The following is a 13,143-nucleotide window of genomic DNA, read 5'->3' as shown; positions in this document are numbered from 1 at the left end:
CTGCGGTCAGGAACCCTCGGAGTGCAGGGCCAGGTAGACGTCCACCTGGGTGGGGAAGTCGGTGAGGTCGAGGCCCAGCAGCTCCCCCGCCCTGGTAATGCGGTAGCGCAGGGTGTTCACGTGCACGTGCAGGGCCTTGGCCGCCGCCGCGGGCGAGCCGGAGCACTCGAGGAACACCCGCACGGTGTGCACCAGGTCGCCGTGGTGCGCCCGGTCGTAGTCCAGCAGCGGACCGAGGATCCGGGCGCGCAGGGTGGACCGCAGCTCGTCCGGCGCTCCGGCCAGCAGCAGCCGGTGCGCGCCGACCTGTTCCCCGGAGACCACCGCGATCCGGTCCGGACCGCGTTCGGCCATCCCGAGCGCGTGCCGGGCCTCCTGGGTGGCACCGCGCAGCCCCGCGGCCGTGCCGGGCCCGCCCGCGCCGATGAGCACCCGGCCCGCGGGCAGCGCGGGCTCCACTGTGGACAACGCGGCCGCCATGTCCGAGGCCCACTGCTGCGGCCAGTCCCGTGCCTCCACCAGCGCGCAGGCGTCGGGCCCGATCTCGCCCACCAGGGACCGGCCGGGGTAGGCGGCGAGCAGCTCGGTCAGCAGTTCCACGCTCAGCCGGGTGCCCGCGGTCCTGGCCAGCAGCACCCGCAGCGGCGCGTCCGTGGCCAGCCCGGCCGTGGCCAGGCCGGTGTTCAGCTCGCCCTCGGTCAGCCCGGCACCGCCGAGCCCGCGCAGCAGCGGGGCCGCGAACCGGTCGGCGACCCGGCGCACCTGCTCGGTCCGGGCACGATCCAGCTCCACCAACCCGGCCAGCTCCTCGGCCAGTGCTGAACTGCCCGCGTGCGGGTCGGCGACCACCAACAGCCACGGCACCGGTGCCCGGCCACCGGCCGGAAGCAGGGTGTAGCCGCCGGAGACCGCGCTCCTGCCGTCCCCGGCGAGGAACCGCCTGGCCAGCGGCACCGGCTGGTCGAGCTCAGGGCCGCTGCCCGCGACCACCCGGCCGGTGCCGGAGACCACCCAGCAGGGCACGCCAAGTTCACCAGCCCCGTGCCGCAACAGCGCGGCCAGCGAGTCCTGCTCGGCCGCCGCCGAGCGCAAACGCTTGCGGGCGCCGGAGACCTCGTCCCGCTCGGCGGCCAGCGCCAGCACCACCCGCTCGGTCACCACCGCGAAGGACAGGTCGAAAGGTACTTCCAGCAACGGGATCCGGTGCCGCGCGCAGGCGGTGACCAGCTCGTCCGGGATCCCGCCGGAGTCGGCACCGGAGGCGGCCAGCGCGGCCGAGCCCGCGGCGCTCAGCGCGGCCACGAAGGGCTCGGCGTCCCCGGGCCCGCGCCACCACAGCAGCCCGGTCAGCACCAGCTCACCCGCGGAGAGGTAGCGACTCGGGTCCGGCAGCTCGGTGCCGTAGATCCGGCTCACCTCGCGATCCAGCAGCCCGTCCCCGGTGCGCAGCCGCAGCCGGAGCTCGGGAATCTCGAGCAGTGTTCGCACAGGCGTCATGGGACTTGTAGGAAAGCACAAAACCGGTGGTGTTCGCCGGGCAGGTTTCGTATGTCGCCGCCGTTGCCGGGTAACCGGCGCGGTGTGTGTACTGGAACGACACCCTGCTCAAGGAGGCGAGCACGTGGACTTCCTCCGCCCCGCCACGCTGCCCGACGCGCTGGCGATGAAGGCCGACCGGCCGGATGCGGTGCCGATCGCGGGTGGCACCGATGTGATGGTCGAGCTGAACTTCGACCACCGCAGGCCGGATGCGCTGCTGGACCTGACCGGCATTGCCGAGCTCACCCGGTGGGACCGCACCGGGAATGCCATCCGGCTCGGCGCCACCGTCCCGTACAGCCGGGTGATCACCGAGCTCGGCGATGCGCTGCCTGCCCTGGCGATGGCCTCCCGGACCGTCGGTTCCCCGCAGATCCGCAACCGCGGCACGGTGGCGGGAAACCTCGGCGCCGCCTCACCGGCCGGGGACACGCATCCCGTGCTGCTGGTCGCCGGTGCCGAGGTGGAGGCGGCTTCGGTGCGGGGAAGCAGGCGCATTCCGGCGGAGGAGTTCTACGTCGGGGTCAAGCGCAACGCACTGGAGCCGGACGAGCTGATCAGCGCCGTGTACCTGCCGGTAGCCGCCGGACCGCAGCAGTTCGCCAAGATCGGCACCCGCAACGCCATGGTGATCGCGGTGTGCTCCTTCGCGCTGGCGCTGGGTTCCGGCGGCACGGTCCGCGCCGCGGTCGGCTCGGCCGGGCCCACCCCGCGCCGGGCGCGGGCGGCCGAGGAGTTCCTCGCCGAAGCCGGGCTGGACGGGCCGCCGCGGGCCGAGGTGTGCGGGCACTTCGGCGAGCTGGTCGCCACCGCGGCCGACCCCATCGACGACGTGCGCGGCAGCGCGGCCTACCGCAGGCACGCGCTCAGCGTGCTGGCCCGGCGCGCGCTGGCCTGGGCGTGGCAGGAGTACCAGGGAAAGGGTGAGCGCACATGCGCCTGAGGTTGACCGTGAACGGCGAGTCCCGGCAGGCCGACGACGTGTGGGAGGGCGAGAGTCTGCTGTTCGTGCTGCGCGAGCGGCTCGGCCTCCCTGGCTCGAAGAACGCCTGCGAGCAGGGGGAATGCGGTTCCTGCACGGTGTACCTCGACGACACGGTCGTCTGTTCCTGCCTGGTCGCCGCCGGGCAGGCCGAGGGCAGCAGGGTGCGCACCGTCGAGGGCCTGGCCGATGGCGAGCGACTGGACCGGGTGCAGCAGTCCTTTGTGGATGCCGGCGCGGTGCAGTGCGGTTTCTGCACCCCGGGTCTGGTCGTCGCCGCGCACGACCTGCTGGACCGGGTGCCGCACCCGGCCGAGGAGGAGGTCCGGGAGGCACTGGCGGGAAACCTGTGCCGGTGCACCGGCTACGAGAAGATCCTCGAGGCCGTCCGGCTCGCCGCCACCAGGGAGCCGCGGGCATGAGGACGCTGATCGAGAACGCCGCGATTTCCACTGTGGACCCGGTGGGCACCGAGTACCGCAGCGGGTACGTGCTGGTCGAGGACGCCCGCATCGCCGCGGTGGGTGTGGGAAGGGCCGAGCTGCCTGCCGACACCCGGATCGACGCGGGCGGTTGCCTGGTCACCCCGGCGCTGGTGAACACCCACCACCACCTGTACCAGTGGGCGACCCGCGGAATGGCCGCGGACAGCACGCTGTTCGAGTGGCTGGTGCGGCTGTACCCGGTGTGGGGGCGCCTGGACGCAGACATCACGCATACTGCTGCCAGCGCCGGGCTGGCCCGGCTCGCGCTCAGCGGCTGCGGCACCGTGGCCGACCACCACTACGTGTTTCCCCGCGACGGCGGGGACCAGCTGGCGGCCCTGGTTTCGGCCACCCACCGGATCGGCCTGCGTGCCCAGCTGGTGCGCGGCTCGATGGACCGGGGCGAGTCCGCGGGTGGGCTGCCGCCGGACCACCTGGTCGAGGACACCGAGACCGCCCTGCTCGGCACCGAGCAGGCGATCGACGACCATCACGATCCGGCGCCGGACGCGCGGGTCCGGATCGCCGCCGGGCCCTGCTCCCCGTTCACGGTGACCGAGAAGTTGCTGATCGGCGCGGCGGAACTGGCCCGCCGCAGGGGGATCCGGCTGCACACCCACCTCGCCGAGACCCTGGACGAGCAGCACCAGTGCCTTGCCGAGACCGGGCGGAGCCCCGCCGAGTACGCCGCCGACCTCGGCTGGCTCGGCCAGGACGTCTGGCTGGCGCACACCGTGCACCTTGACTCCGGTGCGGTGCGCAGGCTCGGCGACACCGGCACCGGATCGGCGCACTGCCCCACATCCAACGGCAGGCTCGGCACCGGGATCGCCCCGGTGCGGGAGCTGCTGGATGCGGGCGTACCGGTCGGCCTCGGGGTGGACGGCGCGGCCTCCAACGAGTCCGGCGGTCTCGGCGAGGAGCTGCACCAGGCCCTGCTGCAGGCGCGCCAGCGGGGCGGGCCGCGCGCGCTGGCCGTCCGGGAGGCGCTGTATCTGGGCACGATGGGCGGCGCGCGCTGCCTCGGCAGGCAGGACGAGATCGGCTCGCTGGAACCGGGCAAGCTCGCCGACCTCGCGGTGTGGCGGCTGGACGGGCTGGCGCATGCCGGGATCGAGGACCCGGTTGCGGCGCTCGTGCTGGGCGCCACCCCGCCGGTGGAGCTGCTGCTGGTCGGCGGCGAGACGGTGGTGGACCGCGGTGAGCTGCGTACCGCCGACGAGGCCGCCCTCGCCGCGCAGCTGCGGGCCGCGAGCGCAAGGTTGAAGGAGGCTTCCCGATGACGAGCGGTACGGACACGCGCACCGGCTCGGCGCAGGGCGTCGGCAGCGATGCGCAACGCCCGGACGGCGTGGTCAAGGTGCGTGGCGAGTTCGCCTACTCCTCCGACCTGTGGCACGAGGACATGCTCTGGGGCGCCACCCTGCGCAGCCCGTACCCGCATGCCCGGATCGAGGGCATCGACATCGGTGAGGCGCTGGCCGCACCGGGGGTGTACGCCGTGCTCACCCATGCCGACGTGCCGGGGGTGAACCGTTACGGGCTCGAGCACCCGGACCAGCCGGTGCTGGCCGAGGACCTGGTGCGCTACGAGGGCGAGCCGGTGGCGGTGGTGGCCGCCGACCATCCGGAGACCGCGCGCCGGGCCATGCAGCGGATCCGGGTCGAGTACACCGAGCTGGAACCGGTGACCGATGCCGAGCTGGCGGTGACCGGGGATGCGCCCGCGCTGCATCCGGAGGGCAATGTGGTGCGGCACGTGCCGATCCGGCGCGGTGACCCCGAGGCGCGCGCCGAGGTGGTGGTCCGCGGGACCTACCGGATCGGCATGCAGGACCAGGCGTTCCTCGGCCCCGAGTCGGGGCTGGCCGTTCCCGCCGAGGACGGTGGGGTGGACCTCTACGTCGCCACCCAGTGGCTACATGTCGACCAGCGGCAGGTGGTCGCTGCCCTCGGCCTGCCGGCGGACAAGGTGCGGCTCACCCTCGGCGGGGTCGGCGGCGCTTTCGGCGGCAGGGAGGACCTTTCCATCCAGGTGCACGCCTGCCTGCTCGCACTGCACACCGGCAAGCCGGTGAAGATGGTCTACAACCGCGCGGAATCCTTCTACGGCCACGTGCACCGGCACCCGGCGACCCTGCACTACGAGCACGGCGCCGATGCCGATGGCCGCCTGGTCTACGTGCGGGCGCGGATCTTCCTGGACGGCGGGGCGTATGCCTCCTCCACCCCGGCCGTGGTGGCCAACGCCGCCACCCTCGGCGTGGGTCCCTACGCGGCGCCGAACGTGGTGCTGGACTGCTGGGGCGCCTACACCAACAATCCGCCGTGCGGGGCGATGCGCGGGTTCGGGGCGGTGCAGGCGGCGTTCGCCTACGAGTCGCAAATGGACAAGCTGGCCGCAGCCTGCGGGCTGGATCCGGTCGAGCTGCGGCTGCGGAACGCGATGAGCCAGGGCACGGTGATGCCGACCGGCCAGGTGGTCGACTCCGCGGCCCCGGTGGCCGAGCTGCTGCGCCGGGTGCGGGACAAGCCGGTGCCCGCACCCCTGCCCGCCGAGCTGGACCTGCGCCGGATGCCCGGCGGGGTGTCCAACACCACGCACGGCGAGGGTGTGGTGCGCGGCGTCGGCTACGCCGTGGGCATCAAGAACATCTGCTTCTCCGAGGGCTTCGACGACTACTCCACGGCGCGGGTGCGGCTGGAGGTGATCGGCGGCGAACCCGCCGCCACCGTGCAGACCGCCGCCTGCGAGGTCGGGCAGGGCCTGGTGACCGTGCTACAGCAGATCGTGCGCACCGAACTGGGGGTGGAGCAGGTGACCATCCAGCCGATGGACACCTCGATCGGCAACGCCGGGTCCACCTCGGCATCCAGGCAGACCTATGTCACCGGGGGCGCGGTGCGCGCCGCCTGCCAGGCCGTGCGCGCGGCACTCGGGCCGCTGTCCCCGCGGGAGCTGGGGGACAAGGTGCTGGACGAGACCGTGGAGTGGCGGCACCGGCCCACCGAGGCGCTGGACCCGGAGACCGGTGCAGGCAACGCCCACGTGCAGTACGGCTTCGCGGCGCACCGGGCCGTGGTGGACGTGGACACCGAACTGGGCCTGATCAAGGTGGTCGCCCTGGACTGTGCCCAGGACGTGGGCAAGGCGATGAACCCGCAGGCCGTGCTCGGCCAGATCCAGGGCGGGTCCGCGCAGGGGCTCGGCCTCGCGGTGATGGAGGAGATCCAGACCGAGGGTGGCCGGATCCGCAACCCCTCCTTCACCGATTACCTCATCCCCACCGTGCTCGACATGCCGCCGATGGACATCGACGTGCTCGAGCTGGCCGACCCGCATGCCCCATACGGGCTGCGCGGGGTCGGTGAACCCCCGACGATCTCCTCCACCCCTGCGATCGTCGCGGCGATCCGGGCCGCCACCGGCAAGGCGCTGGAGCGCGTGCCGGTCCGGCCGGAGCACATCATCGGCGAGTAGACCTCGTCACGGCCCGAACGGGAGAATCATGGGTAGCAGTGTGTCCACAGTAGATGCCGCCGAACGGGAGTGGCTGGCCGAGGCCGTCCGGATCGCCACCGCCAACGTGGCCGCCGGCGGTGGCCCGTTCGGGGCGCTGGTCGTCCGGGACGGGACGGTGCTGGCCACCGGAACCAACCAGGTGACGCCCACCCTGGACCCCACGGCACACGCCGAGGTGGTGGCCATCCGCGCTGCCTGCGCGGTGCTCGGCGACTTCCGGCTCACCGGCTGCGTGCTGGTGTCCTCCTGCGAACCCTGCCCGCTGTGCCTTTCCGCCGCCCTCTGGGCCAGGGTGGACCGGGTGCTCTACGCCGCCGACCGGCACGACGCCGCCGCGGCCGGCTTCGACGACCGCGAGTTCTACGACCTGTTCAGCACCCCACGCGAAACCTGGTCGCTTCCCGTCGCCCAGCTCGTCACCACGCACCACACCGCGCCCTTCGAAGCCTGGCACGCCAACCCGGACAAGCTGGCGTACTGAACCAGCAAACGCGCGGACGCCACCGGCAAACGCGTGCGCGTAGGCAGCAAACACGCCGGAGGCAGTTGTGTTTGCCCTCCACGCGCATGTGTTTGCCCCCCACATGCACGCGTTGGCCGACTGCGCGCGCGTCTTTGCCGTTCCCGTACGCGGCCGAGGAGGTCGTCGATGACCCAGTTGCGCACGGACCGGCCGCATCCGCCGGACCCGCCGAGGGTTCCGCCGGTGGACCGGTTCTTCAAGATCACCAACAGGGGGAGCACGCTCGGCCGCGAGGTTCGCGGCGGGATCACCACCTTCGTCGCGATGTGTTACATCGTGCTGCTCAACCCGCTCGTGCTCGGCGCGTCCACCGACATCACCGGTGCCCGGCTGACCACCGAGCAGGTCACCACCGCAACCGCACTCGCCGCCGGAGTCACCACCGTCCTGATGGGACTCGTCGGCAACGCCCCGCTCGCGCTGGCCGCCGGCCTGGGGGTGAACGGCCTGGTCGCCTTCCAGCTAGCCCCGGAGATGACCTGGGGGCAGGCGTTCGGCCTGGTCGTGCTGGAGGGCGTGTGCATCGTGCTGATGGCGGTCTCCGGAGTGCGGGAGCGGATCATCAACGCCATCCCGATGCCGCTGAAGACCGCGATCACGGTCGGGATCGGGCTCTACATCGCACTGGTCGGGCTGGTCAGCGCGGGGTTCGTCACCCGGACCCCGGACGCGGCCGACTCCACGGTCCCGGTCCGGATGGGCACCGACGGCCACCTCGCGGGCTGGCCGATCGCCGTGTTCTGTGCCGGGCTGCTGCTGATGATCGTGCTGGTCAGCAAGCGGATACCCGGTGCGGTCCTGATCAGCATCACGGTGGCCACCGTGCTGGCCGTGGTGGTGAACGAGACCTTCACCGTGGACGGCTGGGGGCTGGTGGAGCCCGCCGTACCGGACCACCTGGTGTCCACACCGGACTTCAGCCTGCTGGGCAGCGTCGACCTGTTCGGCGGCTTCGTCTCCGCCGGCGTGGTGACCGCAACGGTGTTCCTGTTCACCCTGGTGCTGTCCGGGTTCTTCGACGCGATGGGCACGATCACCAGCGTCTCCCAGGAGGCCGGGCTGGTCCGTGACGGCCGGGTCGAGGGCATGGGCCGGATCCTGTGCGTGGACGGTGTGGGCGCGCTGGCGGGCGGGTTCACCGGCTCCTCGCCGAACACCGTGTTCCTGGAGTCGGCGGCCGGGGTCGGCGAGGGCGCGCGAACCGGGCTGGCCAGCGTGGTCACCGGGGCGCTGTTCACCGCCACCCTGTTCCTCACCCCGATCGCCGCCGTGGTGCCCGCGCAGGCCGCGGCCCCCGCGCTGGTGGTGATCGGCGGCATGATGATGGCGCAGTGCGCCAAGGTGCCCTGGCAGGACGTGGACTTCGCGATCCCGGTTTTCCTCACCATCGCGCTCATCCCGTTCACCTACTCCATCACCAACGGGATCGGCGCGGGGCTGGTGTCCTACGTGCTGATCAAGCTGGCCAAACGGCGGCTCGGCGAGGTCGGCTGGCTGCTCGGCACGCTGGCAGCGGTGTTCTTCGCGTACTTCGCGGTGGAAGGGATCATGGCGGCAGTGAGCTGAAACGGGAGGCAACCGATGGCACTGATGTTCCTCAACGGCGGCGGGATGCGCGGTGGTCCGCTGCACCACCAGCTGCGGGGCACCCCGCTGCTGTGCACCGCCCGCAGCGCGCCGAAGTACCGCTACTTCTCGGTGGGCGACCGGTTCCCGGCGATGCACGAGGTCGGCCACGGCGGCGGTAGCGTGCTCGGCGAGGTGTACAACCTCCCACTGACGGTGCTGCGGGATCACTTGATGCCAGCCGAGCCCGCCGAACTGGAGCTCGGCGTGATCGAGCTCGCCGACGGGGCCGCCTGCCTGGCCACGGTGCTGCGCTCGTCGTATGTGGACAGCCCCGAGTTGGTGGAGATCACCGAGTACGGCGACTGGCGCGCTTACCTGGCGACGAGGGAGGGCGGTGGGCGGTAGCCTGGCCGGCATGGCCGAGGTCGAACTGTCCGCGGGTCCGGTCGAGTACGCCGACACCGGTGGTGACGGTCCGGTGCTGGTCCTGCTGCACGGCGTCACGATCGACGGCTCGGTCTGGCGCAAGGTGGTGTCCGGCCTGGGTGCGCAGTACCGGTGTATCACGCCGACGCTGCCGCTCGGGGCGCATCGCAAGCCGATGAACCCGGAAGCCGACCTGTCCCTGCGCGGGATGGCGCTGCTGGTCGAGGAGTTCCTGGAGCGGCTGGACCTGCGCGAGGTGACCCTGGTGCTGAACGACTGGGGCGGCGCACAGATCCTGTTCGCCGAGGAGCGCACCGAGCGGATCGCCCGGCTGGTGCTCACCTCCTGCGAGGCCTTCGACAACTACCCGCCGGGCCTGCCCGGCCGTGTGCTCGACCTGGTGCTGCGGGTGCCGGGCGGGCTGGCCCTGCTGATGAAGGCGCTGCTGCACCTTCCGCCGCTGCGCCGGGCCCCCGGCGCCTGGGGTTGGATGTCCAAACGGCCGGTGCCGGACGAGGTGATCCGCGGCTGGTTCCGGCCCGCGGCCACCAACCCGGAGATCCGCAGGGATCTCGCCAGGTACGCGCTGTCGGTGCCGCCGAGGGAGGCCCTGCTGGAGTGGGCGTGGCGGATGCGGTCCTTCGACCGGCCGGTGCTGATCGTGTGGGCCACCGAGGACAAGCTGATGCCGCTGGAACACGGGCACCGGCTGGACACCCTGTTCCCGGACGCCGCGATCGTGGAGGTCGAGGACAGCTACACGCTCATCCCCGAAGATCAGCCGGAACTGCTCACCGAGTTGCTCCGGGAGTTCGTGCCCCGGTGACGCGCTCGCCGAACAGCAGGTTGAGCACGACCGCGGTGATGCACCCGGCGCTGATCCCGGAGTCCAGCACGGTCCGTACCGCGGAAGGGAATCCGGCGTAGAACTCCGGCGCCGCGATCGGGATCAGGCCGATACCGAGCGCGGCGGCCACGATCGTGGTGTTCGCCGGCCGGTCGAAGGAGGCCTTGGCCAGGGTTCGTACCCCGCTGACCGCCACGCTGCCGAACAGCACCAGCCCGGCGCCGCCGAGCACGGGGTGCGGTACCAGCGCGACGATTCCGCCGGTCACCGGGAACATGCCCAGCAGCACCAGGATCGCCCCGCTGGCCGCCACCACGTAGCGGCTGTACATCCTGGTCAGCGCGACCAGCCCGACGTTCTGCGCGAAGGCCGTGCAGGCGAACCCGCCGAACACGGTGGCGGCCGCGGTGGCGAGCCCGTCCGCGCGCAGGCCGTCGGCCAGCGTCTTCTCCCCGGTCGGCCGCCGCACGATCTCGCCGAGCGCCAGCATGTCGGCGGTGCTCTCGGCCATCACCACCAGCATCACGATGGCCATGGACACGATCGCCGCGATCTCGAAGCTCGGCGTACCGAAGTGGAACGGGCTGGCGATGCCGAAGGCCGGCGCCGCGGCCAGCGCGTCCGGATCGACCTCACCCAGCGGCCAGGCCAGCAGGGTGCCCGCCACCAGCCCGAGCAGCAACGCGATCCGGCTGAGGAATCCGGAGAGGAAGCGGTTGCACGCCAGCACCGCGAGCAGGGTGAATCCGGCCAGCAGCAGCCCGGTTGGCCGCACCGCGTCCCGCTGGTCGGCGATCCAGCCCACCGCGACCGGCAGCAGGGAGACGCCGATCAAGGTGATCACCGTGCCGGTGACCAGCGGTGGAAAGAACCTGGTGAGCCGGGAGAAGAACGGTGCGGCCAGTACCACCAGCCCGCCGCCGACCAAGGTGGCGCCGTAGACCACGCCGAGCGAACCACTCGTCCCGTGCTGCTCCACGATCGCCAGTACCGGCGCCACCGCCGCGAAGGTCACGCCGTTCACCAGCGGCAACCGTGCGCCGAACCGCCACACCCCCAGCGTCTGCAGCAGGGTGGCCAGGCCCGCGGTGAACAGGCTCGCGCTGATCAGCAGGCTCAGCTGACCCGCGTCCAGCCCCACCGCGGCGCCGATGATCAACGGGGGCGCGACCACCCCGGCGTACATCGCCGCGACATGCTGCACCCCGCCGAGGAGCAACTGGATGGTGGGCGGTTTCGCGTCGACCGGATGCACGGCCGGTTCCGCGGTGGTGACCATGGCAGCCTCCCCAGGTCAGGTACGGGAACGGCAAATTCGCGGATGTGGACGGCCAACGCGCGGATGTGGAGGGCAAACGCGTGCGCGTGGAGCGCAAACACGGCGCTGCGGTGTGTTTGCCGTCTACGCGCACGCGTTTGCCGCTCGCGCGCACGCGTTGGCTGTTGGCGGACGGTCAGTAGGTGTCGAGGGTGTGCCAGGCCGGGCCGGGGTCCGGGGCGTCCTCGCGCAGGACGCTGCCCTCGATCAACCCGTACGGCCGGTCGGCGGCGTGGAATACCTCGTTGTCGTTGGTGAGGCCGAAGGGGGAGAGGTCGACAAGGAAGTGGTGCTTGTTCGGCAGCGAGAGGCGTATCTCGGCGACCTCGTCCCGTTGGCGCAACACGGCTTCGCCCATCGCGTAAAGGGTCTGCTGCAGGGAGAGGCTGTGCTGGGTGGCGAAGGTTTCCAGCAGGATCCGGCGGATCTCCGGGAAGCTCGCGCCCCAGTCCAGGTCCAGGCCGGTGTAGCGCCAGCGGGCGGTGACCGCGGTGGCGAGGATCCGGTCGGTGGTCTCGGCGAGGGTGGTGTAGCGGTCCCGCGGGAAACCGTGGAACTCCGAACCGGTGGACTTCAGTAGTACGAGATCGGTCAGGCCGGAGACGACCCAGGCCTGCTCGCCCCGCACGGTGACGGCGGTGGTGCGACGTTCCGATCCGGCGCGGGAGAACGCGTGGTCGTGCGGGCCGCCGCCGACGGTGATCCGGTCCCAGCCGTGCTCCTCGACCAGCACCCGCGCGCCGGTGATCTGCTCGAAACCGGCCACGAAATGCCTGCCAAGCCGCAGGGCGAAGTCCTCGATCTCGCCGACCGGCTGCTCCTTGGCGAAGGCGTACACCGTGTTCTTCTGCGTGTCCGTGGCCACCACCGCGGTGTTGTCCCCGGAAAGATGGGTGTCCGCAAGGTCGCCGCGCAGCGCGGTGGACACGGTCAGGTCCTTCAGGTGATGTGTCGGCCCGTCCCTGCGCACGGTGACCAGCCGGACCTCGGCCTTGCCGTACTGGTTGGGTCCCAGGGTGATTCCCACGGGTCAGCTCCCTCGGTAGGTGGAGAAGGCGAACGGGCTGAGCAGGACCGGCACGTGGTGATGCGCCTGCCCGTCGGTGATCCGGAAGCACACCGTGATCTCCGGGAAGAAGGCCCGCTCGCCGTGGTAGGCGGCGGTGTCGAAGACCAGCCGGTAGACACCCGCCGGCAGGCTGCCAGGGCCGAGCTCGCGGACCCGGCCGTCTTCGTCGGTGCGGGCGGAGGCGAGCGTTTCCCAGCCCTCGCCATGGAATTCCAGCCGGACCGGGACCCCGGCGGCAGGCCGCCCGGCCGCGGTGTCCAGCACGTGCGTCGTGATCAGGCTGCTCACGGTGCTACCGCCTTTCCCAAGCGCAGGCGCGCGATCTCGATCAGCTCCCTGCCCGCGACCGTCAGTTCGGTGCCGGGGTCGTTGGCAAGGCGGGTGCGTAGGTCCGCGAGGAGTTCGGCGCCGCTGCGGCCGCTCGCGCACACCAGGTAGACATGGCCGAACCGGCGTTCGTACTCGAGGTTCGCGGCCCGGAACGACTCCGCGGTCTCATCGTCCACACCGGATTGTTCGCCGGCCGACCAGCTCGCGGCGGGTGCGCGCTCGCCGATCCGTGGGTGCGCCTTCATCGCACCGCGGATCTCGTCCGGCAGCAGGGGCGTTGCGGCGTCCGCCGCGGCCAGCAGCGCCGGGTGGTCCGGGTAGGGCCGCCCGGCCAGCACCGCGTCCACCCAGCGCCGCACGGCGAGGCATTCGGTGAGCAACGGCCGCAGCCGCTCCGGATCGGCGGTGTTGAACTCGGCCAGCCCCAGCGGGGCGGCAGGCGAAGAAGATGACATCGCGACAACCAGTTTTCTATATCGCGGAAACGAAATTCTGGTTTTCGAGAACAGTACGACCAGGCCGTGTGGTCGTC

13 protein-coding genes are annotated in these 13,143 nt (G+C 71.8%); 8 read left to right on the top strand and 5 right to left on the bottom strand.

The genetic code is table 11. The features are described 5' to 3' along the window. Positions 1–6: 6 nt before the first annotated feature. Positions 7–1,497 (bottom strand): PucR family transcriptional regulator, encoded by a 1,491-nt coding sequence (locus KOI47_RS26505; RefSeq protein ID WP_216208904.1) that lies wholly within the window; start codon positions 1,495–1,497, stop codon positions 7–9. Between the two features lie 124 nt (positions 1,498–1,621). Here KOI47_RS26505 and KOI47_RS26500 point away from each other — a divergent pair, with 124 nt between their 5' ends. The 8 genes from KOI47_RS26500 (at position 1,622) to KOI47_RS26465 (ending at position 9,873) form a co-directional block, all read left to right on the top strand. Next, positions 1,622–2,482, top strand: coding sequence for an FAD binding domain-containing protein (locus KOI47_RS26500; protein ID WP_216208902.1), 861 nt, complete (start codon positions 1,622–1,624; stop codon positions 2,480–2,482). Beyond that, positions 2,473–2,943, top strand: coding sequence for a (2Fe-2S)-binding protein (locus tag KOI47_RS26495; RefSeq protein ID WP_216208898.1), 471 nt, complete (start codon positions 2,473–2,475; stop codon positions 2,941–2,943). Before KOI47_RS26500 ends, KOI47_RS26495 begins: the two co-directional genes overlap by 10 nt. Further along, positions 2,940–4,289: an 8-oxoguanine deaminase gene (locus KOI47_RS26490; protein ID WP_216208895.1), complete on the top strand. Its 1,350-nt coding sequence runs from the start codon at positions 2,940–2,942 to the stop codon at positions 4,287–4,289. Before KOI47_RS26495 ends, KOI47_RS26490 begins: the two co-directional genes overlap by 4 nt. After that, positions 4,286–6,487, top strand: a complete 2,202-nt coding sequence (locus tag KOI47_RS26485; RefSeq protein WP_216208893.1) for a xanthine dehydrogenase family protein molybdopterin-binding subunit — start codon at positions 4,286–4,288, stop codon at positions 6,485–6,487. Before KOI47_RS26490 ends, KOI47_RS26485 begins: the two co-directional genes overlap by 4 nt. 28 nt (positions 6,488–6,515) lie before the next feature. Further along, on the top strand, positions 6,516–7,010 hold the full coding sequence (locus KOI47_RS26480) for a nucleoside deaminase (protein ID WP_216208890.1): 495 nt from the start codon (positions 6,516–6,518) through the stop codon (positions 7,008–7,010). A 168-nt stretch (positions 7,011–7,178) separates the two neighbouring features. Continuing rightward, the gene (locus KOI47_RS26475) at positions 7,179–8,618 is read left to right on the top strand and encodes an NCS2 family permease (RefSeq protein ID WP_216208887.1); all 1,440 of its coding nucleotides are present in this window, start codon (positions 7,179–7,181) and stop codon (positions 8,616–8,618) included. 15 nt (positions 8,619–8,633) lie between these two features. Further along, positions 8,634–9,026 (top strand): gamma-glutamylcyclotransferase, encoded by a 393-nt coding sequence (locus KOI47_RS26470; RefSeq protein ID WP_216208886.1) that lies wholly within the window; start codon positions 8,634–8,636, stop codon positions 9,024–9,026. A gap of 10 nt (positions 9,027–9,036) precedes the next feature. Further along, complete coding sequence (locus tag KOI47_RS26465; protein ID WP_216208884.1) at positions 9,037–9,873, top strand: alpha/beta fold hydrolase; 837 nt, start codon at positions 9,037–9,039, stop codon at positions 9,871–9,873. Here the strand turns inward: KOI47_RS26465 and KOI47_RS26460 are convergent. From KOI47_RS26460 to KOI47_RS26445, 4 genes are all read right to left on the bottom strand, one after another. Continuing rightward, positions 9,839–11,173 (bottom strand): nucleobase:cation symporter-2 family protein, encoded by a 1,335-nt coding sequence (locus KOI47_RS26460; protein WP_216208880.1) that lies wholly within the window; start codon positions 11,171–11,173, stop codon positions 9,839–9,841. The two genes, KOI47_RS26465 and KOI47_RS26460, sit on opposite strands and share 35 nt — an antisense overlap. Positions 11,174–11,348: 175 nt before the next feature. Next, positions 11,349–12,239 carry a factor-independent urate hydroxylase gene (pucL, locus tag KOI47_RS26455; RefSeq protein WP_216208876.1) on the bottom strand — a complete coding sequence of 297 codons (891 nt, stop codon included), beginning with the start codon at positions 12,237–12,239 and terminating at the stop codon, positions 11,349–11,351. Between the two features lie 3 nt (positions 12,240–12,242). Continuing rightward, positions 12,243–12,569: a hydroxyisourate hydrolase gene (gene uraH / locus KOI47_RS26450; protein WP_232376266.1), complete on the bottom strand. Its 327-nt coding sequence runs from the start codon at positions 12,567–12,569 to the stop codon at positions 12,243–12,245. After that, complete coding sequence (locus KOI47_RS26445) at positions 12,566–13,066, bottom strand: 2-oxo-4-hydroxy-4-carboxy-5-ureidoimidazoline decarboxylase (RefSeq protein ID WP_232376265.1); 501 nt, start codon at positions 13,064–13,066, stop codon at positions 12,566–12,568. Before KOI47_RS26445 ends, uraH begins: the two co-directional genes overlap by 4 nt. Positions 13,067–13,143: the final 77 nt, after the last annotated feature.

The sequence above is a fragment of the Amycolatopsis aidingensis genome (assembly GCF_018885265.1).
Classification (GTDB): Bacteria; Actinomycetota; Actinomycetes; order Mycobacteriales; family Pseudonocardiaceae; genus Amycolatopsis; species Amycolatopsis aidingensis.
Note: the sequence above shows the minus strand (reverse complement) of the source record. Positions and strands in the feature narration are given on the sequence as shown.